Origin of the sequence: Aeromonas sp. s9 (assembly GCF_040907765.1) — a bacterium.
Classification (GTDB): Bacteria; Pseudomonadota; Gammaproteobacteria; order Enterobacterales; family Aeromonadaceae; genus Aeromonas; species Aeromonas caviae.
On the sequence record NZ_JBFOCK010000072.1, the window covers coordinates 105535 to 127809 of the forward strand.

The 22275-nt window shown below is 58.3% G+C and carries 25 protein-coding genes; 18 read left to right on the forward strand and 7 right to left on the reverse strand.

Going from position 1 to position 22275, the window contains the following annotated elements; all coding sequences use genetic code 11:
- Positions 1-2: 2 nt before the first annotated feature.
- The 4 genes from artQ to AB5Y54_RS15170 all read left to right on the forward strand — a co-directional run bounded on the left by artQ (position 3) and on the right by AB5Y54_RS15170 (position 3552).
- The gene (gene artQ, locus AB5Y54_RS15155) at positions 3-653 is read left to right on the forward strand and encodes an arginine ABC transporter permease ArtQ (protein WP_010673074.1); all 651 of its coding nucleotides are present in this window, start codon (positions 3-5) and stop codon (positions 651-653) included.
- 2 nt (positions 654-655) lie between these two features.
- Positions 656-1318 carry an arginine ABC transporter permease ArtM gene (gene artM / locus AB5Y54_RS15160; protein ID WP_010673075.1) on the forward strand — a complete coding sequence of 221 codons (663 nt, stop codon included), beginning with the start codon at positions 656-658 and terminating at the stop codon, positions 1316-1318.
- A gap of 242 nt (positions 1319-1560) precedes the next feature.
- Complete coding sequence (gene mdh, locus AB5Y54_RS15165; protein WP_010673076.1) at positions 1561-2496, forward strand: malate dehydrogenase; 936 nt, start codon at positions 1561-1563, stop codon at positions 2494-2496.
- 402 nt (positions 2497-2898) lie between these two features.
- On the forward strand, positions 2899-3552 hold the full coding sequence (locus AB5Y54_RS15170; RefSeq protein ID WP_368153962.1) for a tetratricopeptide repeat protein: 654 nt from the start codon (positions 2899-2901) through the stop codon (positions 3550-3552).
- An 82-nt stretch (positions 3553-3634) separates the two neighbouring features.
- On the opposite strand, the gene hmpA is transcribed toward AB5Y54_RS15170, so the two are convergent.
- Complete coding sequence (hmpA, locus tag AB5Y54_RS15175) at positions 3635-4828, reverse strand: NO-inducible flavohemoprotein (RefSeq protein ID WP_010673079.1); 1194 nt, start codon at positions 4826-4828, stop codon at positions 3635-3637.
- Between the two features lie 111 nt (positions 4829-4939).
- Between hmpA and AB5Y54_RS15180 the strand changes: the two genes are divergently transcribed.
- Complete coding sequence (locus tag AB5Y54_RS15180; RefSeq protein WP_039039978.1) at positions 4940-5407, forward strand: Rrf2 family transcriptional regulator; 468 nt, start codon at positions 4940-4942, stop codon at positions 5405-5407.
- A gap of 30 nt (positions 5408-5437) precedes the next feature.
- Here the strand turns inward: AB5Y54_RS15180 and AB5Y54_RS15185 are convergent, their stop codons facing one another.
- Entirely contained in the window at positions 5438-6718 is a 1281-nt protein-coding gene (locus AB5Y54_RS15185) for an HlyC/CorC family transporter (RefSeq protein ID WP_109111808.1), read from the reverse strand.
- A 39-nt stretch (positions 6719-6757) separates the two neighbouring features.
- Positions 6758-7549 carry an inner membrane protein YpjD gene (gene ccsA, locus AB5Y54_RS15190; RefSeq protein WP_039040017.1) on the reverse strand — a complete coding sequence of 264 codons (792 nt, stop codon included), beginning with the start codon at positions 7547-7549 and terminating at the stop codon, positions 6758-6760.
- Positions 7550-7834: 285 nt separating this feature from the next.
- On the opposite strand from ccsA, the gene ffh reads away from it, so the two are divergent.
- From ffh to rplS, 5 genes are all read left to right on the forward strand, one after another.
- Positions 7835-9214, forward strand: coding sequence for a signal recognition particle protein (gene ffh, locus AB5Y54_RS15195; protein WP_104455239.1), 1380 nt, complete (start codon positions 7835-7837; stop codon positions 9212-9214).
- 179 nt (positions 9215-9393) lie between these two features.
- Positions 9394-9642, forward strand: a complete 249-nt coding sequence (gene rpsP / locus AB5Y54_RS15200) for a 30S ribosomal protein S16 (protein WP_010673084.1) — start codon at positions 9394-9396, stop codon at positions 9640-9642.
- A 24-nt stretch (positions 9643-9666) separates the two neighbouring features.
- Complete coding sequence (rimM, locus tag AB5Y54_RS15205) at positions 9667-10188, forward strand: ribosome maturation factor RimM (RefSeq protein ID WP_039039979.1); 522 nt, start codon at positions 9667-9669, stop codon at positions 10186-10188.
- 34 nt (positions 10189-10222) lie between these two features.
- Positions 10223-10972, forward strand: coding sequence for a tRNA (guanosine(37)-N1)-methyltransferase TrmD (trmD, locus tag AB5Y54_RS15210; protein WP_010673086.1), 750 nt, complete (start codon positions 10223-10225; stop codon positions 10970-10972).
- Positions 10973-11004: 32 nt separating this feature from the next.
- On the forward strand, positions 11005-11352 hold the full coding sequence (gene rplS, locus AB5Y54_RS15215; protein ID WP_005313505.1) for a 50S ribosomal protein L19: 348 nt from the start codon (positions 11005-11007) through the stop codon (positions 11350-11352).
- Between the two features lie 103 nt (positions 11353-11455).
- Here rplS and AB5Y54_RS15220 read toward each other — a convergent pair whose 3' ends face one another.
- Entirely contained in the window at positions 11456-11785 is a 330-nt protein-coding gene (locus tag AB5Y54_RS15220) for an isoamylase early set domain-containing protein (protein ID WP_109111807.1), read from the reverse strand.
- Between the two features lie 83 nt (positions 11786-11868).
- Positions 11869-12543 (reverse strand): DNA mismatch repair endonuclease MutH, encoded by a 675-nt coding sequence (gene mutH, locus AB5Y54_RS15225; RefSeq protein ID WP_201985215.1) that lies wholly within the window; start codon positions 12541-12543, stop codon positions 11869-11871.
- 731 nt (positions 12544-13274) lie between these two features.
- Between mutH and rppH the strand changes: the two genes are divergently transcribed.
- The 8 genes from rppH to AB5Y54_RS15265 all read left to right on the forward strand — a co-directional run bounded on the left by rppH (position 13275) and on the right by AB5Y54_RS15265 (position 20564).
- On the forward strand, positions 13275-13802 hold the full coding sequence (gene rppH, locus AB5Y54_RS15230; RefSeq protein ID WP_010673089.1) for an RNA pyrophosphohydrolase: 528 nt from the start codon (positions 13275-13277) through the stop codon (positions 13800-13802).
- Positions 13803-13815: 13 nt separating this feature from the next.
- Positions 13816-16095, forward strand: a complete 2280-nt coding sequence (ptsP, locus tag AB5Y54_RS15235) for a phosphoenolpyruvate--protein phosphotransferase (RefSeq protein WP_010673090.1) — start codon at positions 13816-13818, stop codon at positions 16093-16095.
- A 66-nt stretch (positions 16096-16161) separates the two neighbouring features.
- Positions 16162-16986 carry a prolipoprotein diacylglyceryl transferase gene (lgt, locus tag AB5Y54_RS15240; RefSeq protein WP_043757665.1) on the forward strand — a complete coding sequence of 275 codons (825 nt, stop codon included), beginning with the start codon at positions 16162-16164 and terminating at the stop codon, positions 16984-16986.
- Positions 16986-17780, forward strand: a complete 795-nt coding sequence (thyA, locus tag AB5Y54_RS15245) for a thymidylate synthase (RefSeq protein ID WP_201890516.1) — start codon at positions 16986-16988, stop codon at positions 17778-17780. The genes lgt and thyA overlap by 1 nt, the downstream gene beginning before the upstream one ends.
- 277 nt (positions 17781-18057) lie before the next feature.
- The gene (gene nhaA / locus AB5Y54_RS15250; protein ID WP_223933441.1) at positions 18058-19248 is read left to right on the forward strand and encodes a Na+/H+ antiporter NhaA; all 1191 of its coding nucleotides are present in this window, start codon (positions 18058-18060) and stop codon (positions 19246-19248) included.
- A gap of 20 nt (positions 19249-19268) precedes the next feature.
- Complete coding sequence (locus tag AB5Y54_RS15255) at positions 19269-19649, forward strand: hypothetical protein (protein WP_175429470.1); 381 nt, start codon at positions 19269-19271, stop codon at positions 19647-19649.
- A gap of 196 nt (positions 19650-19845) precedes the next feature.
- On the forward strand, positions 19846-20130 hold the full coding sequence (locus tag AB5Y54_RS15260; RefSeq protein ID WP_246876652.1) for a hypothetical protein: 285 nt from the start codon (positions 19846-19848) through the stop codon (positions 20128-20130).
- 83 nt (positions 20131-20213) lie between these two features.
- Entirely contained in the window at positions 20214-20564 is a 351-nt protein-coding gene (locus AB5Y54_RS15265; protein WP_210538223.1) for a hypothetical protein, read from the forward strand.
- 48 nt (positions 20565-20612) lie between these two features.
- Here AB5Y54_RS15265 and AB5Y54_RS15270 read toward each other — a convergent pair whose 3' ends face one another.
- Both AB5Y54_RS15270 and AB5Y54_RS15275 read right to left on the reverse strand, forming a co-directional pair.
- Positions 20613-21773, reverse strand: coding sequence for a phage late control D family protein (locus AB5Y54_RS15270; RefSeq protein ID WP_368153963.1), 1161 nt, complete (start codon positions 21771-21773; stop codon positions 20613-20615).
- Positions 21773-22264 (reverse strand): phage tail protein, encoded by a 492-nt coding sequence (locus AB5Y54_RS15275; RefSeq protein ID WP_104452358.1) that lies wholly within the window; start codon positions 22262-22264, stop codon positions 21773-21775. Before AB5Y54_RS15275 ends, AB5Y54_RS15270 begins: the two co-directional genes overlap by 1 nt.
- Positions 22265-22275: the final 11 nt, after the last annotated feature.

Consider the following 22275-nt stretch of genomic DNA (forward strand, 5'->3'; position numbering starts at 1 on the left):
CCATGTTGAGCCTGTTGTTGGATGCAGCCTGGATGACCCTCGGGCTGGCCCTGGCATCCCTGGTCGGTGGCATGGTGCTGGCACTGGCATTCAGTGCGGCTGAGTTGAGCAAGCAGCGTTGGCTGGTGTGGCCCGTGGCCACCCTGACCACCTTGATTCGTGGTCTGCCCGAGTTGCTGGTGGTGCTCTTCATCTACTTCGGCTCGACCCAGGTGCTGTTCCTCATCACCGGGGAGTACGTGGAGTTCAGCCCGTTCGCCTGCGGTGTGCTGGCGCTCTCCCTGCTGTTTGCGAGCTACGCCACCCAGACCCTGCGTGCCGCCCTCAATGCGGTGCCCCCTGGGCAGCGGCTGGCGGCGCAGGCGCTCGGCCTGGGCAAGGGGCACACCTTCTTTCGCATCGTGCTGCCCCAGGCCTGGCGTCACGCCCTGCCCGGGCTCGGCAACCAGTGGCTGGTGCTGCTGAAAGACACCGCTCTGGTCTCCCTCATCGGGGTGAACGAGATGATGCGTCAGGCACAGATGGCTTCGGCCAGCACCTATCAACCCTTCACCTGGTACGCCGCTGCCGCCCTCATCTATCTGGCTATTAGTCTGGTGAGTGAATTCGGTTTGAAGCAGGCGTCCCGCTATACCCGCCGTTACGGAGGCTGACCATGCAGGATTACCTGATGACCCTGCTGGGAGGGCTGGCGATCACCCTGCAGCTCACCGCGTTCAGCTTGTTGCTGGGCGTGCTGATGGCGGCCGGCATGACCTGGGTGCTGGAGCGTCGCATTCCGGTGGCGACCCAGCTGGTGCAGCTCTGGGTACTGGTCTTTACCGGTACGCCGCTGCTCATCCAGATCTTCCTCATCTACTACGGGCCTGGCCAGTTTGAATGGCTCAAGGCGGGGCCGCTCTGGCCGCTGCTCAAGCAACCCTGGTTCTGCGCCGTGCTGGCGCTCGGTTTCAATACCGCAGCCTACTCCACCCGGCTGTTCAAAGGGGCGCTCGACGCCATCCCCGCCGGTGAAGTGGAGGCCTGCCGTGCGCTCGGCTTCTCGGCCGGACAGACCCTGTGGATGAAGACCCGCCATGCCGCCCGTCGGCTGGTCCCCGCCTATTCCAACGAGGTGATCCTGGTGCTCAAGGGGAGTTCGCTCGCCAGTACCATCACCATCATGGACATCATGGGGCTGGCCCAGCGTCTCAACGCCCAGACCTATGACACCCTGGCGGTGTTCACCGTGGCCGGAGCGCTCTATCTGACCATGAATGGATTGTTAACAATTGGTTTCCGCTGGTGTGAGCGTCGGGCACTGGCTTTCCAGTCCTGAAGCAGTCACATTTACCTCTTAATGATTAGGGAAGCACAGGAAATCTGTGTCTTTCCTCCCATTTATCGCATATTCCTCTCCGCTTTCATCGCCGCTTGTTCCCTGGCTCACAGAACCCGTGATTACAACTGTTATCAGATTGTTTTTTAGGAGGGGATCCTTTAAGGTGAGGCGCACAATAAGAATCAGCGTTAACCCAACTAGAAACAACCTTAAACCTACGCTTAGACATGGAGTTGATCATGAAAGTTGCCGTTCTGGGTGCCGCCGGTGGCATCGGCCAAGCCCTCGCTCTGCTGTTGAAAAACCGCCTGCCTGCCGGTTCCGAACTGAGCCTGTATGACATTGCCCCGGTCACTCCGGGCGTGGCGGCGGACCTGAGCCACATCCCGACTGACGTGAAAGTAAAAGGTTTCTGCGGTGAAGATCCGAGCCCGGCTCTGGTCGGCGCCGATGTCGTGCTGATCTCTGCCGGCGTGGCGCGCAAGCCCGGCATGGACCGTTCCGACCTGTTTAACATCAACGCCGGTATCGTCAAGAACCTGGTGGAAAAGTGTGCTGCTTCCTGCCCGAAAGCACTGATCGGCATCATCACCAACCCGGTCAACACCACGGTCGCCATCGCCGCCGAAGTGCTGAAGAAAGCCGGTGTCTATGACAAGCGTCGCCTGTTCGGCGTGACCACCCTGGATGTGATCCGTGGCGAGACCTTCGTGGCCGAAGCCAAGGGCCTGAACGTTGACAAGGTACGTGTCAACGTCATCGGCGGTCACAGTGGCGTGACCATTCTGCCGCTGCTCTCCCAGGTTGAAGGCGCCAGCTTCACCGCTGAGGAAGTGGCTGCCATGACCAAGCGCATTCAGAATGCCGGTACCGAAGTGGTGGAAGCCAAGGCCGGTGGCGGTTCCGCCACTCTCTCCATGGGTCAGGCAGCCTGCCGTTTCGGTCTGTCGCTCATCAAGGGTCTGCAAGGGGAAGCCAACGTCATCGAGTGTGCCTATGTGGAAGGCAACGGTGAGCACGCCACCTTCTTCGCGCAGCCGGTGCTGCTCGGCAAGAACGGTGTCGAAACCGTGCTGGACTACGGCAAGCTGAGCGCCTTCGAGCAGGAAGCGATGGACAGCATGCTGGCCACCCTGAAGGCTGACATCCAGCTGGGCGTCGACTTCGTCAAGTAAGTCTATACGTCGACCGCAAGGGGAGCCCAGGCTCCCCTTTGTCATTTTCGGGGTTGGGTGTAGCGGGCTAAGGAGATGGCCCTGGCTGCCGATAACAGAAGGCAGCAGGAGATCCCTATGATAAAACCAAGAACCCTCATCGCCATTATCGGTGTGTGCAGCTTCCCTTTGCAGGGTGCGGAGCCCACCTCGGCCGCTGCGCAACCCCAGTCGGCGGCGGTCACGGCCGCTCCCGTCCCGACGCCCTCGGCGGCCTTGCCATCGACCGCCCCGGTCCCAACACCGGTTGCGGAGCCCTCGGCCAGTCCGGCCACAGCACCGACGCCCTCGGCGGCCTTGCCATCGACCGCCCCGGTCCCAGCACCGGTTGCGGAGTCCTCGGCCAGTGTGGCCACAGCTCCCATGCCGTCAACCGCGATGCCGGCCGCTGCCGCCCCCGTGGCATCTGCCCCGGCCCCGGCGCCGCTGCCCAGGGCGACGACGCAGGCATCCGCTGCTGCGGGAGAGTTGCAGGCCGTGCCGCTCTATCGCCAGGACGAACTGCTCAACTGGATAGAGCAGGGGCGCCATCTGGCCCGGGTGAAGCAGGACAGGTGCCAGCTCACCCAAGATATCGAGGCGAGGGCCTCGGTGATGAAGATCCCTGCCTATCAGTTCCTCTGGGGAGACATGCTGGCCTGGGGAGTTTGCACCAAGCCGGATGCCCAGATCGGGGTGCAGTACATGTGGGAGGCCGCCAACCAGGGGCTGGCGCCGGCGCTGGAACAGCTTGGCCGCTATTACTGGAAGGGGATCCTGGTCCAGAAGGATCTGGTGCGGGCCGAGACCCTGATGCGGGAAGCCGCGAGCCTCGGCTTCTTGCGGGCACAGATGGAGTGGGTGGAGATGTTGCTGCAGGACATGGGGAGTCCCCTGGATTATGAGGAGGCGTATCACTGGCTGCACGGCGCCGTCATCGGCGACAAGGCCATGCACCAGAAGGCGGCGAGCCTGCTCAGCCGGCTCGGCAACCGGATGCCCGCCAATGCCATCGCCCGAGCCAAGGCGATGCACTGAGTTCTGGTAGCCCGCTTTGATATTACAAGGCCCACGAAGCTGTGCTTGTGGGCCTTGTGCATTTTCCCGGTCAGGGGAGGGATCAGAGGCCCTGATGGGGGCCGAAGACCTCGTAGTGCATCCGCTCGGCAGGCACGCCCACATTCTCCAACTGAGCTTTGACTGCCTTCATGAACGGGACAGGGCCGCAGAAATAGTAGTGGGCGTCGGCCGGAATGAGGTCGGTGACCTGCTCCAGTGCCAGAGTGCCGCTGAAGTCGTAATCCTCTCCTTTGACATCCTGCTCCCCCGGCTCCCGATACCAGATCCGGCTCTCCAGTTTCCCGTGTTGCCTGCTCTTTGCCCGGATCTCGTCCCTGAACGCGTGGTGGGCGCCGTGTTCGCAGGCGTGAAGCCAGCGAATATCCACATCCGGGCCCTCGGCCAGCAAGTGGTTGAGCATGCTCAGCATGGGGGTGAGGCCGACCCCGGCGGAGATCAGCACCACAGGCGTGTCTGTCTCCTCTTGCAGGAAGAAGTCGCCGGCCGGCGGCATGATGTCGACCGTGTCACCGATGTGAAGATGATCATGCAACAGGTTGGAGGCCTGACCCCTGGGTTCGCGCTTGACGCTGATGCGGTAGTCGCGGCCATTGGGGGCGTCCGAGAGGGAATACTGGCGGATCTCCTGATGCTCGAGGGCGGGATGAACCAGCTTGATACTGAGATATTGCCCCGGCTTGAAACGCAACACGGGGTTGCCATCGAGGGGGGCCAGGACGAAAGAGGTGATGAGTTCACTCTCCTGACGCTTCTCCTTGATGATGAAAGGACGGGTTCCCTGCCAACCACCGTCCTGGCTTGCCTTCTCCCGATAGAGCTCGCTCTCCCGGCCGATAAAGATGTCGGCCAGCACACCGTACGCCTTGCCCCAGGCGGTAAGTACCTCCTCCGTGACAGCGTTGCCACCCATTTCTTTGAGCGTGGCCAAGAGATGACTACCCACAATGTGATATTGTTCCGGCTGGATCAGGAAACCCGTGTGTTTGTGGGCGATGCGTTCAACGGCTCCGGCCAGGGCCCCCAGATTGTCGATGTTCCTGGCATAGGCCGCCACCGCACTGAACAGTGCCAAGGGCTGTCCCCCGCTACGCTGGTGAGCCAGGTTGAAGAGATCTTTCAACTCGGGATTGTGGCTGAACATGCGCTGATAAAAGTGCCGTGTGAGGTCAGGGCCCGCCGATTCGAGCAAAGGAATGGTGCTCTTGATGACGGCGATGGTGGCTTGGTCTAACATAGGAGGTCCTTTCTAATTGAACATCTGGAATGTCACTTATTAAGTTGCATCCTAAATGTTTAATTGATCTGGATCAATCATCAATTCTTCGCGCTAGGCGCTACAGGCACTATGAGACTAACGAGCTATACCGATTTTGGATTGAGAGCCCTGCTCTATCTGGCCACCCTGCCGGAGGGGGAACTGTCGAGCGTGGCCAAGGTATCCGCCTTGTACGACGTATCCCGCAACCACATGGTGAAGGTGGTGAACCAGTTGGTAAAACTGGGCTATCTGCAGTCCCAGCGTGGCAAGAATGGTGGCATCCGCATGGCGCGCTCCCCCGACGAGATCAATATCGGGCAAGTGATCCGGGCATTGGAAGGCAATCTGGACGGGATCGACTGCAGCTCCCCGGTCTGCCATATCGTCTCCGTCTGTCTGCTCAAGAGTGCCTTGAAGGAGGCGATGAACGCCTTCCTCGCGGTGATGGATGGCTATACGCTGCAGGATTTGCTGGCAAACCGTGACGAGTTGCAGCAGGTGTTCGGTGAGCTCATCCCCACTCTGGTGCTGGAGCCGGATGACGAGAGCGAGTGAAACAAAAAGGCTGCCATCGGCAGCCTTTTTTCAATCCTCGTACTCTGAATCGTCCCGGTACAGGTGCGGCATGATCCTCGCCATCTTCACCATGTTGTTCTCCACTTCGAGAATCTCGATAGGGTAGCCCGCCAGCCTGACACTGATGTTGGGTTGGGGGATCTCCTCAAGGTACTCCAGGATGGCGCCATTGAGGGTCCGTGGGCCGTCCATGGGCAGGTGCCAGTCCATCTCCTTGTTCAGCTCGCGGATGCTGGCGGAGCCTTCGACCAGGAAGGAGCCGTCCGGCTGGGGATGGATCTCGTCACTCGGGGTCGGTGTCATGGAGGTGGTGAAGTCACCGACAATCTCTTCCAGGATGTCGTCCAGGGTGATCAGCCCCTGAATATCGCCATATTCGTCGACGATAAGGCCAATTCGCTCCTTGTTGCGCTGGAACTTGGCCAACTGCACGTTGAGGGGGGTCCCTTGGGGGATGAAATAGATGGGGTCGACTTCCCGCAGCAGGCTGGACTTGCTGAACTGATCCCGGGCGACCAGTCTCAGGGCGTCCCGTGAGTGCAGGAAGCCGACGACGTCATCGATGTTGTCGCGATAGAGCAGGATCTTGGTGTGGGCGCAGTGGGCCAGCTGGCGCAGTATGATCTTCCAGTCGTCATTGATGTCGATGGCGGAGATCTCGCTGCGCGGGACCATGATGTTCTCCACCGTCATCTTGTCGAGATCCAGGATGCTTATCAGCATCTCCTGGTGGTGCTTGGGAATGAGATTGCCCGCCTCGTTGACTATGGTGCGCAGCTCTTCGGAATTGAGGGAATCATCCTTGTTGTGCTCGAGACGCAAGAGTTTCAGCAGCAGGTTCGTGATGCTGTTGATGAGCCAGACAAGGGGGGCGAACGGCACCATCAGCCCCTTGAGGATCCAGGAGGCAGGGTAGGCTATCCGCTCGGGGAACATGGCCGCCAGTGTCTTGGGGGTGACTTCCCCGAATACCAGTACCACCAGGGTCAGCCCGAAGGTGGCAATGGCGACGCCGAGATCCCCGAACAGCCGGATGCAGACGATGGTCGCGATGGCGGAGGCCAGGATGTTGACCAGATTGTTGCCGATGAGAATGAGGCCAAGCAGGCGGTCCGGCCTAGCCAGCAGCTTCTCGACCCGGCGGGCAGCTTTGTGCTTGGTCTGGGCCAGATGCCGCAGCTTGTAGCGGTTGAGCGACATCAGACCGGTTTCGGAACTGGAGAAGAAGGCTGACAAAAGGATCAAGATAACGAGAACAATCAGCAATGTACTCGTTGAGATACTGTCCAAGAAGGGCTCCTGTAAGGATGGTTGGGGAATGTTCGTGCGTCAGCTAAGCAGCACTTCCTTGACGAAGCGGCTGCCAAAATAGGCCAGTGTCAGGATGAAGCTGCCGATGAGGCTCAGCATGATGACCTTGCGGCCGCGCCAGCCACGGGTATGGTGACCCCAGAGCAGCAGAGCGTAGACGCACCAGGCCAGGATAGAGAGGATGGCCTTGTGGGACTTGCCCTGGGCAAACATGTCTTCCAGGAAGAACAGGCCGGATGCGATGGAGAGAGTCAGCAGCAGCAGACCTGCGGAAATGAGCTGAAACAGGCGTTTCTCCACCGTCATCAGGGGTGGCATGGCTGGCAGGTGGCTGATCTTTCTGGATTTCAGTTGCCTGTCCAGGCAGGCAAGCTGGAGGGCAAACAAGCAGGCGATCATCAGTACCGAATAGGCCATCAGCGCGAGGCCTATGTGCAGCAGTAACTGGGGGTGCGCTTCCAGATGGGTGATGTAGCGCCCGGGAATGAGCGCGCTGGCTGCCAGCAGCAGGGCTGAAAAACTATAGACGACGGGCAGCAGGATCCAGCCGTTGAAGCGTCGGGTGACGCAGGTCATGAAGCAACTGATGATAAGGCTGACCAGGGACGCCACGTTCAACATGCTGAGATTCTGGCCGGAATGGGTGGCCAGCACTTCGCTGCCCACCGCCATGCCATGGGCGGTCAGGGCCAGGCCGACACAGGCGAACAGCGATACTTGCCCGACGGGCTTGGCGCTGAGCAGCAGGTGCAGTGAGGCGATGATGGCCAGCAGGTAAAACGCCAGGGCCAGAACAGAGATCACGATCATAACCAGGTCGTTGTCAAACAAGCTTTATGGATAAGAGGGGCAGTATACCTTGCACAAGATATGCTCGCCAGTTGTGCCAGAGGCTAACTGCCCACATATAAGTAGGCGTTGATGGTCACCGTGCGGCGAATAATCGTCCTCCGGCGTTGACTGGGGTATACTGCCCTCCATTTGTTGACCTGCCCGTTCGATGGCAGGCCGCCGCGGCAAGCGGCGAGTAATCGTCCCTAGAGTGCTGACCGGGGTATAATGCCCCCAGTGTCACGCCAAAAACCGGAAAGCGTCATGTTTGAGAATTTGACTGAACGACTCTCGCGCACCCTGCGCAACGTCAGCGGCCGCGGCCGTCTGACCGAAGAGAACATCAAGGATACCCTGCGCGAAGTCCGCATGGCGTTGCTCGAGGCGGACGTCGCCCTGCCGGTGGTGCGCGATTTCGTGGCGCGCGTCAAGGAACGTGCCGTGGGCCAGGAAGTGGCCAAATCCCTGAGTCCGGGCCAGGCCTTCATCAAGATAGTCCATGGCGAACTGGTCACCGTGATGGGGGAGGCCAACGAACAGCTCAACCTGGCTGCCCAGCCGCCGGCCATCATCCTGATGGCAGGTCTTCAGGGGGCCGGTAAGACCACTACGGTCGGCAAACTGGCCAAACTGCTCAAGGAGCGCAGCAAGAAAAAGGTGCTGGTGGTCAGTGCGGACGTCTACCGTCCGGCGGCGATCAAGCAGCTTGAGACCCTTGCGGGCGACATCGGTGTCGACTTCTTCCCGAGTGATGCCAGCCAGAAACCGATCGCCATTGCCACTGCCGCCATCGATCAAGCGCGCAAGAAGTTCTATGACGTGGTGATCGTCGATACTGCCGGTCGTCTGCACGTCGATGGCGAAATGATGGCGGAGATCCAGGATCTGCACGCCACCATCAAGCCGGTCGAAACCCTGTTCGTGGTGGATGCCATGACAGGCCAGGATGCTGCCAATACCGCCAAGGCCTTCAACGAAGCGCTGCCGCTCACCGGTGTGATCCTTACCAAGGCAGACGGTGATGCCCGCGGTGGTGCCGCACTGTCGGTGCGTCACATCACCGGTAAACCGGTCAAGTTCATCGGTATGGGCGAGAAGACCGACGCGCTGGAGCCGTTCCACCCGGATCGTCTCGCCTCCCGCATCCTCGGCATGGGGGATGTGCTCTCTCTCATCGAAGAGGTGGAGCGCAACGTCGATAAAGAGAAGGCGGCCAAGCTGGCCAGCAAGGTCAAGAGCGGCAAGGGCTTCGACCTGGAAGACTTCCGTGAGCAGCTGGCCCAGATGCGCAACATGGGTGGCATGATGGGGATGCTCGACAAGCTGCCCGGCATGTCCGGCCTGCCGGACAACATCAAGGATCAGATGGATGACAAGCTCACCGTGCGGATGGAGGCCATTATCAGCTCCATGACGCCGAAAGAGCGTGCCCATCCCGATCTCATCAAGGGCTCCCGCAAGCGCCGCATCGCTGCGGGCTCCGGCATGCAGGTCCAGGATGTGAACAAGCTGCTCAAGCAGTTCACCGAGATGCAGCGCATGATGAAGAAGATGTCCGGCAAGGGCGGCATGCGCAAGATGATGGGCCAGATGAAGAACATGCTGCCCCCCGGATTCGGTGGTGGCAGTCGCGGTCCGTTCTGATTTTCCTGCTGGTCAGGCAGAAAGGCTCACCCTGGTGAGCCTTTTTCATGCCAATCCCTGCGCAAAAAATAGCTGGCTTGGTTGCAATTATTACGAATCCAAGTAGAATTATGCGGCTTATTTTAAGCTAGGGTCTGCGTATTTGCAGGCCTTGTTCATTAGATGTTTATGAGGACGATATGGTAACCATTCGTTTACAACGTGGTGGCGCGAAAAAGCGTCCGTTCTACCAGGTAGTAGTTGCTGACAGCCGTAACGCCCGTGACGGTCGTTTCATCGAGCGCGTCGGTTTCTTCAACCCGGTTGCTGCTGGTAACGCTGAAAAGCTGAACCTGGACCTGGCTCGTATCGAGCATTGGGTTGCTACTGGTGCCGCTGTTTCTGACCGCGTTGCCAAGCTGATCAAAGACGCTGCCAAAGCTGCTTAATCAGCCAAACGGTAGGGAGTTAAGGTGGAAAAACCTGTAGTTCTGGGCACCCTGGGGACCGTTTACGGAATCAAGGGCTGGCTTAAAGTGAACTCCTTCACCGATGTTGCCGAAGCGATTTTCGATTACAACCCCTGGCTGATCAATCAGAACGGGGCGTGGCGTGAAATCCGGGTGTCATCCTGGAAGCGTCACAACAAGGGTCTGATCTGCAAACTCGATGGTATCGATGTGCGTGAGGATGCCCTGGCATTGACCAACGTCGAGATTGGCGTCCCCGCCGATCTGTTGCCTGCGTTGCCCGAAGGGGAGTTCTACTGGCGTGACCTCATTGGTTGCACCGTGGTAACCACCAAGGGATACGACCTGGGCAAGGTGACCGAATTGATGGAAACCGGCTCCAACGATGTGTTGGTGGTTGAGGCCAATGTAAAAGATGCCTTTGGTGCAAAGGAGCGGTTGATACCGTTCCTGGAAGAGCAGGTGATCAAGAATATTGATCTGACTGCTCGAACAATCGAAGTTGATTGGGATCCTGGTTTCTAGTTTCCCGCGCTAACACGGGTGCCGGAGGTTTCTTATGTGGATTGGGGTCATTAGCCTCTTCCCGGAAATGTTCCGAGCCATTACCGAGCACGGGGTAACGGGTCGGGCCGTCAAGAGTGGCCTGCTGCAGATTGAGTGCTGGAACCCTCGGGACTTCACCCACGACAAACACCGTACGGTCGATGATCGTCCTTATGGTGGTGGGCCCGGCATGTTGATGATGGTTCAGCCGCTGCGTGATGCCATTCATGCAGCCAAGCAAGCGGCGGGAGACGGGGCGAAAGTCATCTATCTCTCTCCTCAGGGACGCAAGCTGACTCAAGCGGGCGTGACCGAGTTGGCGACGAATCAGAAACTGATTCTGGTCGCCGGTCGATACGAAGGTATCGATGAGCGCGTGATACAAACCGAAGTCGACGAAGAGTGGTCTATCGGAGATTACGTGTTAAGTGGTGGCGAGTTGCCTGCCATGACCCTGATCGATGCGGTTTCGCGTCTGGTCCCGGGGGTCTTGGGTGATCAGGCCAGTGCCGAGCAGGACTCCTTCACGGATGGGCTGCTGGATCATCCCCACTATACTCGGCCGGAGGTGTTGGATGGGCTGACGGTGCCCGAGGCGCTGACAAGCGGCAATCACGAAGTGATTCGGCGCTGGCGACTCAAGCAATCGCTCGGACGAACCTGGCAGAGAAGGCCGGAACTTATTAACAACCTAGCTCTGACTGACGAGCAAGAATCACTTCTTGCCGAGTATGTCCGCGAAGTGCGTGACAGCGTTAAGTAGAGTTTTCAGTTTATCCTAGGTAAGGAAAGACAATGAGCAAGATTATTCAGCAGCTTGAACAAGAGCAACTGCGTACCGACATCCCGGCTTTTGCCCAGGGCGACACCGTACGTGTTCAAGTTCGTGTTAAAGAAGGTGGTAAAGAGCGTCTGCAGGCTTTCGAAGGCATCGTGATTGCCAAGCGTAACCGCGGTCTGCACTCTGCTTTCACCGTTCGCAAGATCTCCAACGGCGAAGGTGTTGAGCGTGTATTCCAGACTCACTCTCCGCTGATCCACAGTGTAGAACTGAAGCGTCGTGGTGATGTTCGCCGCGCCAAACTGTACTACCTGCGCAACCTGTCCGGCAAAGCTGCTCGTATCAAAGAGAAGCTCAACTAATTCGATTCGAATTGGTGTCGGTATGTCGGCGAAAAGCTCGACAGGTAGTGAAAAGGCTCGCCATTGGCGAGCCTTTTTTGTATCCGCTTTCGGGTGTTCCAGCTCAACCTGGCTGGCTGACCCGCACCACCGAGTTGTCACGCCCGAAGGGGCCAGGCACGTAGTCGTCCGCCTCCCAGTCGTTGTCATAAAGGGTTTTACCATCGGGTTGCACTAGCTGATAGCAATACTCGAAATGGCTGGGGCCATCGGTCGGCAGGTTGAGTGTCGCCTTGAACTCCCCGTTTTTCATCCTCTTCAGTTCAATGGGCTGCCACTGGCTGAATTCACCCAGCAGCAAGACCTGCTCGGCATCACCGGCGGCCTCCTTTTCGACGGCAAAGGTCACCTTGACCTCGGGACGCGATTTGAGGAATTGCTTGTTGATCGGCATATGGACTCCTTGTCACTGGTTGCGAAGAAAGTAGCGCTGGTTATTTTTATGTCACTTTATGACAAGGATGTTGATAAGCAGGATCAAAGGGGGAGGGCAAAATGGCGCTGCAGGAGCTGATGGGTGAACTCGATCTTGAGGTAGAAGCCCCGTGGTAGCGTCATGATGGGTTGGCCATTGCGGCCGATGGCGCGGGTCAGCGCCTTGCTGTTGGCCGCCTTGGGGCGCAGCTGCAATACCTGGCCGTGGCGGGCGCTGATCTGCTCCACTTCCCCCAGCACTATCATGTCCATCAGCTCTTCCCAGTCCTGGCGCAGCAGTCCTTCTTCCTCTTCATGCGGGCTCCATAGCAGCGGCATGCCGACGCGACGGTCGCCGACAGGGATGTCGCGGCTGCCTTCCACCGGGATCCAGAGCACCCGCGACAGCTTGTTGCGCACGTTCGACTCCTCCCAGCGCTGGCCGCTGACCCCGATGAGGGGGGCCACGCAGACAAAGGTGGTTTCCAGCGGGCGCCCTTGAGGATCGACGGGGATCGTCTTGAGCTCGATACCGAGATCCGGAAAATCCTGCTCCGGTCGGCTGCCCGCGCTGGCCCCCAGCTGCCACTCGATCAACTGCCCTGTCCAGCCCTTGTCACGTCTGAGATCCCGCGGTACGGGGATGCCTGCCGTTGCGGCAAGCTGGGCCAGAGTGAAGCCAGCCATGGCGTAGGCTCGACTTAGCAGCTCTTGTTCTGACTGGGGATTGGCAGGCATGAGGGCTCCTCTGGAGATAATAGACATCGCAATACGGATCCTTGCATGGTGTCGCTGATTTTATAACCGATCCTCGCCCGACTATACACAGGGAGACATGGATGGCCAAATTCAACATATCCAAATGATTTTAAAGGGATTTACTTTCTTTATCCAGTATATCGGCACGCCGGATCCCCGCAAAAACGAGTTGTCCAAGGGTTTGTGCGAGCTGTTGCACACAGTTATCCACAGAAATCTTGGATAACTGGCGTAAAGTGGTGAAAGGAAGCGTGGCACCAGAAATAAATGTGAGAGTACGCCGATTTTCAGCGCCATTTCGGTGCAGATAATGCGCCATATCTGTGGATAAATCCGTCTTGGTGGATCTTTGAGCAGTCGAACTTGTTCACAATTGACAGGCTGGATCCTCTTAGGCAAAAGACATGGATCTTGATCCAGCAATCAAAATATAACCTTATGTATTTAAATGTATATTTTGTTTTTAAGTGAATCGGATATGATATGCTTCCGTGCAATGCCACAGTATAAAACTACTGTATATACCTGCTTGATCACAGGTTTATGCACAGTCTGGGTGGGCAACTTGCCTAGCATGAACCTTCAATTTGTTTATAACTTTGCTTGAAATGCCAAGTTATTCATGAATGGAAGATGACAGTCCCTGTTTGCCGCCACGGGGTGAATGTGGAACAATCTCGTTATAGATTCAGCCTTTATAAGGTGATCACGTGATAGATGGTGACGGATTTCGTCCCAATGTCGGCATCGTGATCTGTAACCGTGACGGACAAGTATTGTGGGCTAAGCGCTATGGGCAGCACTCCTGGCAGTTTCCGCAGGGGGGGGTTGATGATGGTGAATCGCCGGAACAGGCCATGTATCGTGAGCTGTATGAGGAGATAGGCCTCAAGCAGGACGATGTGACCATACTGGCGACCAGTCGCAACTGGCTGAAGTATCGCTTACCCAAACGACTCGTCCGCTGGGACAGTTCACCGGTCTGTATTGGCCAGAAGCAGAAATGGTTTTTGTTGCAGCTCGATCCTGGCAAAGAGTCCAGGATCCAGTTTGGCTGTCATGGTCACCCGGAATTTGATGATTGGCGTTGGGTCAGCTTCTGGTACCCGGTTCGTCAGGTCGTCTCCTTCAAGCGGGAGGTTTACCGCCGGGTGATGAAGGAGTTTGCCCCGCTGGCCATGCCAGTCCCCGTGGTGCAGGCTAACCGAAAAGATGGGCGGCGCAACCGCTCGCGTTAAGGAGCACAACTAGTTGCTGACGGAACTCAGACGCATCGTGGAAAGCATGGCCGAGGCCAACACCCTCGAACAGGCCTTGCAAGCATTGGTGAGCCAGACCCGGCTCGCCATGACGGTGGACTGCTGCTCCGTCTATGTGGCCGAGCCGGACATGCGCCGCTATCGACTGGCTGCGACCGATGGTCTGGCCGAATCGGCCGTGGGCAAGGCCACCCTGCCGTTCGAGCAGGGTATCGTCGGTTTGGTGGGTCAGCGTGAAGAGCTGATCAACCTGGCCGATGCCCCCTCTCACCCCAGTTTCAAGTTCCTGCCCGATGTGGCGGAAGAGGCGTTTCGCTCCTTCCTCGGCGCTCCCATCATGCATCAGCGTCAGGTGGTGGGGATTCTGGTCGTGCAGCAGAAGGAGAGCCGCCTCTTCGATGAGGGGGAGGAATCCTTCATGGTCACCCTGGCGGCTCAGCTGGCTGCCCGCATCGCCCAGGCCCAGGCCAAGGGGTGGCTGCAGAAGACCGACTGGAGCAAGCCGCTGCGCGGTATTGCCGGGGCGAGTGGCATCGCCATTGCCAAGGCCTGGGTGTGGCGTCCGCGCAAGGCGCTCAATACCATCACGCCGCGCAAGGACGAGGATCATGCCAAGCAGCTTGCCCGTCTCGAGCTGGCGGTGGAGGAAGTGCGCCACGATCTGGAGAGCCTGGCACTGCGTTTTCGCGAGAGCTACAGCCAGGACTCGGTCGCCATCTTCGACATCTATCTGCACCTGTTGAACGATCCCGGCTACATCAAGCCCATCCGCAACAAGGTCAGCAAGGAACACTGGACGGCGATCTCGGCGGTCAAACTCATCAGCGATCGGCTGATAGAGCAGTTCAAGGGGATGAAAGATCCCTATCTGCGGGAGCGCTCCACCGATGTGAAAGACATCGCCCAGCGGCTCATCAGCCGGCTGGTGCAGGACGAACCCGAGCAGCTCACCATCGGCGAACCCGTGGTGCTGGTCGCCGATGAAGTGACAGCCACCATCCTTGCGGAGATCCCGAGGGAATTTCTGAGCGGTGTGGTGTCGCTCAAGGGCGGGACCAACTCCCATGCCGCCATCCTGGCCCGTGCCATGGGGGTGGCGGCCATCATGGGGGTGGATTTGCCCCTCGGTGACATCGGCGGGCGCACTCTGGTCATCGATGGCTACAGCGGCGATCTCTTCATCGAACCCAACCAGGTGATCCTGACCGAGTACCGGCAACTGCTGAGCGAGGAGCGGGCACTCGACACCCTGGTGCGCAGCGTCGACAACCAGCCCTCCGAGACTGCCGACGGCACCAAGGTCTCCCTGCTGCTCAACGCAGGGCTGAGTGCGGATACCGAGATCTCCCTCAATCATCTGGCGGACGGGGTCGGGCTCTATCGCACCGAGATCCCCTTCATGCTGCAGGACAGCTTCCCTTCGGAGTGGGAGCAGACTGCCCGCTATCGCGGGATCCTGGAAACCTATCGGGATCGCCCGGTTTGCATGCGGACTCTGGATGTGGGGGGGGACAAGCAACTGCCCTATTTCCCCATCGTGGAGGAAAATCCCTTCCTTGGTTGGCGGGGGATCCGGCTCACCCTGGATCACCCCGAGCTCTTCCTGGTTCAGCTCAAGGCCATGTTGCGGGCCAGCGAAGGGCTGGACAATCTGGCCATCATGCTGCCGATGATCAGCAGCGTCAGTGAAATCAAGGCCTCCCGTCGTCTGCTGGATCAGGCGTGGCGCGAGGTGTCGGAAGAAGCGGCCAGCCGCGATGCGGTGATCCGCTACCCCAGTCTCGGAGTGATGATCGAAGTCCCCTCCGCGCTGTACATCCTGCCGGAGATGGCGCCGCTCATCGACTTCTGGTCGGTGGGCAGCAACGACCTGACTCAGTACCTGCTGGCGGTGGATCGCAACAATGCCCGTGTCGCCAGCATCTACGATGCCTTCCATCCCGCGGTGATCCGTGCTTTGCAACTGTTGGTCGATGCCTCTCAGCGCTATCACAAGCCGGTCTCTGTTTGTGGCGAGCTGGCTGGCGATCCGGTCGGAGTGCTGCTGCTGCTGGCCATGGGCTATCGTCGTTTCAGCATGAATACCCACAACATCTCCCGTATCAAATACGTGCTGCGGCAATCCGACCTTGGTGAGTTGAAGGCGCTGATGGCGGATGGTCTCAAGCATGACAATCCTCACGTTCTGCGCGGCCTGTTTGCCCGCTATCTGGAAGAGCACGGTCTGGGAGGCTTACTGCGGGCTGGGCACAAGGTCAGGCTGCCCGATTGATATTCCGTCTTGTTACTGCGTAAGAATGATCGGAGAATGCGGCTTTTCTTATGATTGGGGCCGCCTATGCAGCACGACGGATATTGGGTTTTCTCGCAGATTGATCCCGTAGCATTCAGTTTGGGACCATTATCGGTACGCTGGTATGGTCTCATGTACCTGTTCGGTTTTGCCTTCGCCATGTGGCTGGCAGGTCGCCGTGCCGATGCACCCAACAGCGGCTGGACCCGCAACGAGGTATCCGACCTGCTGTTTTATGGCTTCCTCGGGGTGATCCTGGGAGGGCGCATCGGTTACGTGCTGTTCTATAACTTCGATCTCTTCCTCGCCGACCCGACCTACCTGTTCAAGATCTGGACCGGGGGCATGTCGTTCCACGGTGGCCTGATCGGGGTCATCACCGCCATGATCTGGTTCGCCCACAAGACCCAGCGCCACTTCTTCACCGTGGCTGATTTCGTGGCGCCACTCATTCCGTTTGGCCTTGGCGTCGGCCGTATCGGCAACTTCATGAACGGCGAGCTGTGGGGCCGGGTCACCGATGTGCCCTGGGCCATCATCTTCCCCGAGGCGGGCCCAGAGCCGCGTCACCCCTCCCAGCTCTACCAGTTCGCCCTGGAAGGGGTGGTGCTCTTCATCATCCTGAACCTGTTCTGGCGCAAGCACCCGCCCCGCGGTGCCATCTCCGGCATGTTCCTGCTGTTCTACGGCCTGTTCCGCTTCCTGGTGGAGTTTGTTCGTCAGCCTGACAGCCAGCTGGGCCTCTATTTCAACGAGATCAGCATGGGCCAGATCCTCTCTACCCCGATGATAGTAGCCGGGGCACTCATGATCTGGGCCGCCTACAAGCAGCCGCGTCTGTTCGGCAATGCCACCAAGGAGGCCAAGTAATGCGCGCCTATCTCGACCTGATGCAGAAGATCCTGGACGAGGGGACAGTCAAATCCGATCGTACCGGGACCGGGACCGTCTCCCTGTTCGGTCATCAGATGCGCTTCAATCTGGCAGAAGGATTTCCGCTGGTGACCACCAAGAAGTGTCACCTGCGCTCCATCATTCACGAGCTGCTCTGGTTCCTCGACGGCGATACCAACATCGCCTACCTCAAAGAGAACGGCGTCAGCATCTGGGACGAGTGGGCCGACGAGAACGGCGATCTGGGCCCGGTCTACGGCGCCCAGTGGCGCTCCTGGCCGACTGCTGATGGTGGCGTAGTGGATCAGATCCAGAAGGCGGTGGACGACATCAAGCACAATCCGGATTCCCGCCGCATCATCGTCTCCGCCTGGAACGTGGGTGAGCTGGACAAGATGGCGCTTGCCCCCTGTCACGCCTTCTTCCAGTTCTATGTGGCGGACGGCAAGCTCTCCTGCCAGCTCTACCAGCGCAGTTGCGACGTATTCCTGGGACTGCCGTTCAACATCGCGAGCTACGCCCTGCTGACCCACATGATGGCCCAGCAGAGCGATCTCGAAGTGGGGGACTTCGTCTGGACCGGTGGTGACGTACACCTCTACTCTAACCACATGGAGCAGACGGCGCTGCAGCTTTCTCGCGAGCCACGACCGCTGCCGCGACTGGTGATCAAGCGCAAGCCTGACTCCATCTTCGACTACCAGTTCGACGATTTCGAAATCCAGGGCTATGATCCCCATCCAGGGATCAAGGCGCCTGTCGCCATTTGAGTAGGTTATGAGTACGGGGCGAGCCCCGTCTCTCAGGTGACGATGAATCTACACTCAGCTATTAGAGGCGCCTGCGGGCGCCTTTTTGCATTTTTGTGAATTAATATGCAATTTTCTGGCTGGGAGACGGCTCTTGAAAAGGGGAAAAAACCTGCTTATAGCAGGCAATATCCGTTTTGCTTTCGGTTTTTTCGTTGTTATTAGCCGTAAGAAACGATTTTTCATTGAGCTACTCGGGCCCTAGACTGAAAAAATGGAATCTTATGGGTAGTTAGATATGAGCGATGTATTCAAGCGTTTTCTCAAACTGGAGTCGGCTTCCGGAATAATTCTGATCCTGGCCGCCCTCGTGGCCATCGGTCTGGCCAACTCCGCCCTGGCGCAACACTATCAGAGCTTCCTCAATACCGAGGTGCAGGTTCGCATCGCGGCCCTCGACATCAACAAGCCGCTGCTGCTCTGGATCAACGATGGCTTCATGGCGATCTTCTTCCTTCTGGTGGGTCTCGAGGTGAAGCGAGAGATGCTGGAGGGGGCGCTTTCCTCCCGGGTGCAGGCAACCTTCCCGGCCATTGCTGCCGTGGGGGGTATGTTGGCACCGGCCCTCATCTATAGCTTCTTCAACTACGGAGACGAGGCTACCCGTGCTGGCTGGGCGATTCCGGCCGCCACCGACATCGCCTTCGCTCTCGGAGTCATGGCGCTGCTGGGCAAGCGGGTACCGACCAGCCTCAAGGTCTTCTTGCTGGCGCTGGCTATCATGGACGATCTGGGGGTCATCATCATCATTGCCCTCTTCTACACCCAGCAACTGTCGCTGACTGCGCTGGCGATAGGTGTGGTGGCCACCCTGGCCTTGCTCTGGATGAATCGCCGTGGTGAGGACAGGATTGGACTCTATATGCTGGTCGGCCTGGTGCTCTGGGTTGCCGTGCTCAAGTCCGGTGTCCATGCGACCCTGGCGGGGGTCATCGTGGGCTTCATGATCCCCCTCAACGGCAAGCGTTACGCATCGCCACTCAAGCATCTGGAGCATGTGCTGCACCCCTGGAGCGCCTTCCTGATCCTGCCACTGTTCGCTTTCGCCAACGCCGGGGTATCGCTGGAGGGGGTCTACTTCTCGGCTCTGCTCAATCCGCTCCCCATGGGGATCATCCTGGGGCTCTTCGTCGGCAAGCCGCTCGGGATTTTCACCATCAGCTGGCTGGCAGTGAAATCAGGCATTGCCCAACTGCCGCAAGGAGTGAACTTCAGACAGATCTTTGCCGTCAGCATTCTGTGTGGCATCGGCTTTACCATGTCGATGTTTATCGCATCGCTGGCATTCGAGCATGGCGGACTGGACTACGGCAGCTACTCGCGCCTCGGGATCCTGGCAGGTTCCACACTCGCGGCCGTGATCGGTTACATCGCCCTGCGGATATCGCTGCCCAATCGGGAGGCGAATCAAAGTACGGAGGGGTTATGAGAAAACTAGGATGGTTAGTCATGCTGGCGAGCCCTGCACTCTGGGCAGATAGTCTGGCCGATTGTCAGCGGGATGCCACCTCGGCAAGTTGTTCTGCCTATCTCAACGGGGTGGTCGACAGCGCACTCATGCTGGGGGACTCTCAGGTAAAAGCCCGGTTCGGAGAGACCTTCGCCGAACGGGCACTGAGCAGTCGTGCCGGCGAGCGAGTCAAGCTGTCCAACAAGCGCTATTGCACCGAGCGAATGCCGGATGCCGGTCGTCTCAAGGCCCATCTGCAGGCACAGTTCGACGCGAACAAGGTTGACTCGATCAGCGACATGTATGACATTCTGGCGGTTGAACTCAGCTGCTACCGGAGCCCGCCTGGCGCGGGAACCCCATCGGATGTCACACCTTAACTACAACCATCTCATATACTTTGAATTGAATTTTATCTATTTAAAACAATCACATATTTTCGTTTCGTGATGGTGGTGGCGATAAGGTGGCGGCGAGGTTTTACCTCGCCGCTACTATTTAAATCTCTCATCGATAATTGACCATCGATCCCATACGATATACGATGTATATACAACGTAAATGCAGGGGGTCGAGTTGGCACTAAACATATCGCCGGCAGTTAGGGCCAAACTGAAGGTCAAGCACGGTGTCGAAGTTGATGAGGTCATAGAGGCGTTTGCTAACAGGAGCAAGGGCTTCCTGACCGACACTAGAGAAGACCACCAGACTAACCCCCCTACAGAATGGTTTATTGCAGAAACAGACCGAGGCAGAAAGCTGAAGGTCTGTTTTATGCTCCGTGACGGTGACATATACATAAAAACCGCATACGCGGCAAATCAAAAAGAGATTGAAATATATAATAAATTCGCCGTCTGATTTGGCTTGTACCTTTTTAGCAAGCCGTTAATTATCACGTGATCGTCATAGACGTTCCGCTCAACCATCGAGGGATTAATTCAATGAGCACCCATGAAAAAGCAATCCTTGGCACTGAAGATGCGTGGGATTCTGGGGTTCTGGGCACCGATGAGAGTTATGTAGCAGTATCCCACCATTCCACAGATGATTTGATAAACGAAGCCCTCTCTTTACAGCCGATTTCGATCAGATTGCAGAAAGGGCTTATCGATAATCTGAAAACCATTGCGGAGTTGAATGGTATTGGCTATCAGCCACTGGTTCGGCAAGCTCTCACACGGTTTGTTGACTGTGAGATGAAGAGAATTGCAACGGAAGCATTGGCTATGAAACGCAAAGAAGAGCAGTGGGCAAAGGAAAGTGAATCTGCCAATCAGCTGAAAACGGCTTGATTGCACAGGTAATACAAGTAAATGGGGGCAGCAAGTTGCCCCCATTTTTCATTCTGGCAGCTCGTCGAGTTTCACCTCGAGCTGCAGGCGGTTGGTGTATCCCTGATTGGTGAGGTCGTGCACTACCTGGGTGAGCAGCCAGTCGGCCTCGTCAATCTGGGGCTTGAACCCTCTGACGGTGGTGGGTTGCTCCGGGTAGAGTTCAGGGCGACCCATCGCCAGGGTGATCTGGAAGTCGGCCACGCCGCGTTGCAGCTTCTCCCATTCAGCCCGGGCGGCCCGCATGGCATTAGCCTGGCTGGCATAGACATGCCGTAGCTCTTTGACGTTCTCGCTGCTACCGACCAGCAGTTCGTTCTCTTGCTTGTTGACCATGACACCCGGAGGCAAGGGCCGTTCCTGTTTCGGCTTGGTCTTCTTCTTGCGCTTCACCTCGACTTTCTTCTTTTCCGCCTCCTTGTTGTCTTGCCAGTAGGCGGTCACGCCGGTGTAGGCATCCCGGTCGGCAACCGAGAAGCGGTGTTGATCGCCATCCCGACGGGTGATGGTGATGGCCGGCAGAGGCTGACCGCTGACGGTGGTTCCCTGGCCTGCTTTGATAAACAGCAGGCGGCCATTCTTGACGGTGGCAATGCCATCGCACTGACCAGCCAGGCGGGTGAGGAAGGCGAGATCGCTCTCGTTGGCCTGGTCGATGTGGTCGATCAGCTGGCCCTTGAGTGAGTCACCCACGCAGGGAGTGAGCTGGTAGCGGGCGGCGACCTGGCTGACGATGCCGCTGACGGTTGTCTGGTGCCAACTTTGCTCACGCAGCTTGTTCATGCCGCCGCGCAGGTCGGCTGACTTGCCCCGTATGGTGAGCACATCCGGGGCCCCGCCGTGCTCCACCTCGTCGATTTTGTAGGTGCCCTTGTCGACTAAGGCCTGGCCTTGCCAGCCAATGAGGGCGCGCAGGGTAGCGCCCCGGCGTGGCATATCGAGCTGGCCGTCGCTGTCATCGAGGGTGATCTCGATGGTGTCGGCGGTGAAGCCCCGGTTGTCGGTGATGGTCATCGACATCAGGCGCGGCCTGATGGCGGCAGAGATGTCTTTGCCGTCGACCAGTACCTGGTAAGCCGGTACCGGGTGGCCTTGGCGCAAGGCGTCGAGCGGATTGGTCAGCCCCAAGTTTTCGGCCAATCGCGTGCCGAACTGGTCGAATGCCCCCATCAGAGAAGCCCCCCGAGCTTGTTGCCGATACTGCCGACCAGCTTGCCCAAGCCCAGGCGGCCAAAGAGGTTGCCCGCAGTGCGGCCCAGCAGGGTTTGGACAAGGGATCTGTCGTTGTCATCGACCCGCTTGAGCTTGATGGTGAACTCGATTTTACGGGCGGTGCCATCGCTGAAAAACTCGCTGCGGGTGGTGCTGATGCCCTCGATCACGAATGACCCACGCATGACGCCATCCCCCTGGATCAGGGGGAAAGCCTGACCACTGTCAGCCATATTGTTGAGCAAGTCGAGGGAGACGGGGCCGCCGGTCACTTCGGGCAGCAGCACCCCGCTCAGGGTGGTGGTTTCATCATCTGGGCCGAGGAACTGATAGGCAGGACGAGCACCGATCCGGTTATTGCCCGGATGGCGCCATGCCCGTTCGTCTTGTTGAGAGAGGGGGGCGAGGGTCGAGCGCATAAACACGAACCAGCCCAGGGTCATCATCATGGCTGTTGCTC

Bases quoted from the DNA above. Each gene is read 5' to 3' on its own strand.
- artQ (WP_010673074.1), top strand. From the start codon at position 3: ATGTTGAGCCTGTTGTTGGATGCAGCCTGGATGACCCTCGGGCTGGCC.
- artM (WP_010673075.1), top strand. From the start codon at position 656: ATGCAGGATTACCTGATGACCCTGCTGGGAGGGCTGGCGATCACCCTG.
- mdh (WP_010673076.1), top strand. From the start codon at position 1,561: ATGAAAGTTGCCGTTCTGGGTGCCGCCGGTGGCATCGGCCAAGCCCTC.
- AB5Y54_RS15170 (WP_368153962.1), top strand. From the start codon at position 2,899: ATGCCGTCAACCGCGATGCCGGCCGCTGCCGCCCCCGTGGCATCTGCC.
- hmpA (WP_010673079.1), bottom strand. From the start codon at position 4,828: ATGTTAGACCAAGCCACCATCGCCGTCATCAAGAGCACCATTCCTTTG.
- AB5Y54_RS15180 (WP_039039978.1), top strand. From the start codon at position 4,940: ATGAGACTAACGAGCTATACCGATTTTGGATTGAGAGCCCTGCTCTAT.
- ccsA (WP_039040017.1), bottom strand. From the start codon at position 7,549: ATGATCGTGATCTCTGTTCTGGCCCTGGCGTTTTACCTGCTGGCCATC.
- ffh (WP_104455239.1), top strand. From the start codon at position 7,835: ATGTTTGAGAATTTGACTGAACGACTCTCGCGCACCCTGCGCAACGTC.
- rpsP (WP_010673084.1), top strand. From the start codon at position 9,394: ATGGTAACCATTCGTTTACAACGTGGTGGCGCGAAAAAGCGTCCGTTC.
- trmD (WP_010673086.1), top strand. From the start codon at position 10,223: ATGTGGATTGGGGTCATTAGCCTCTTCCCGGAAATGTTCCGAGCCATT.
- rplS (WP_005313505.1), top strand. From the start codon at position 11,005: ATGAGCAAGATTATTCAGCAGCTTGAACAAGAGCAACTGCGTACCGAC.
- AB5Y54_RS15220 (WP_109111807.1), bottom strand. From the start codon at position 11,785: ATGCCGATCAACAAGCAATTCCTCAAATCGCGTCCCGAGGTCAAGGTG.
- mutH (WP_201985215.1), bottom strand. From the start codon at position 12,543: ATGCCTGCCAATCCCCAGTCAGAACAAGAGCTGCTAAGTCGAGCCTAC.
- lgt (WP_043757665.1), top strand. From the start codon at position 16,162: ATGCAGCACGACGGATATTGGGTTTTCTCGCAGATTGATCCCGTAGCA.
- thyA (WP_201890516.1), top strand. From the start codon at position 16,986: ATGCGCGCCTATCTCGACCTGATGCAGAAGATCCTGGACGAGGGGACA.
- nhaA (WP_223933441.1), top strand. From the start codon at position 18,058: ATGAGCGATGTATTCAAGCGTTTTCTCAAACTGGAGTCGGCTTCCGGA.
- AB5Y54_RS15255 (WP_175429470.1), top strand. From the start codon at position 19,269: ATGCTGGCGAGCCCTGCACTCTGGGCAGATAGTCTGGCCGATTGTCAG.
- AB5Y54_RS15265 (WP_210538223.1), top strand. From the start codon at position 20,214: ATGAGCACCCATGAAAAAGCAATCCTTGGCACTGAAGATGCGTGGGAT.
- AB5Y54_RS15270 (WP_368153963.1), bottom strand. From the start codon at position 21,773: ATGGGGGCATTCGACCAGTTCGGCACGCGATTGGCCGAAAACTTGGGG.
- AB5Y54_RS15275 (WP_104452358.1), bottom strand. From the start codon at position 22,264: ATGATGATGACCCTGGGCTGGTTCGTGTTTATGCGCTCGACCCTCGCC.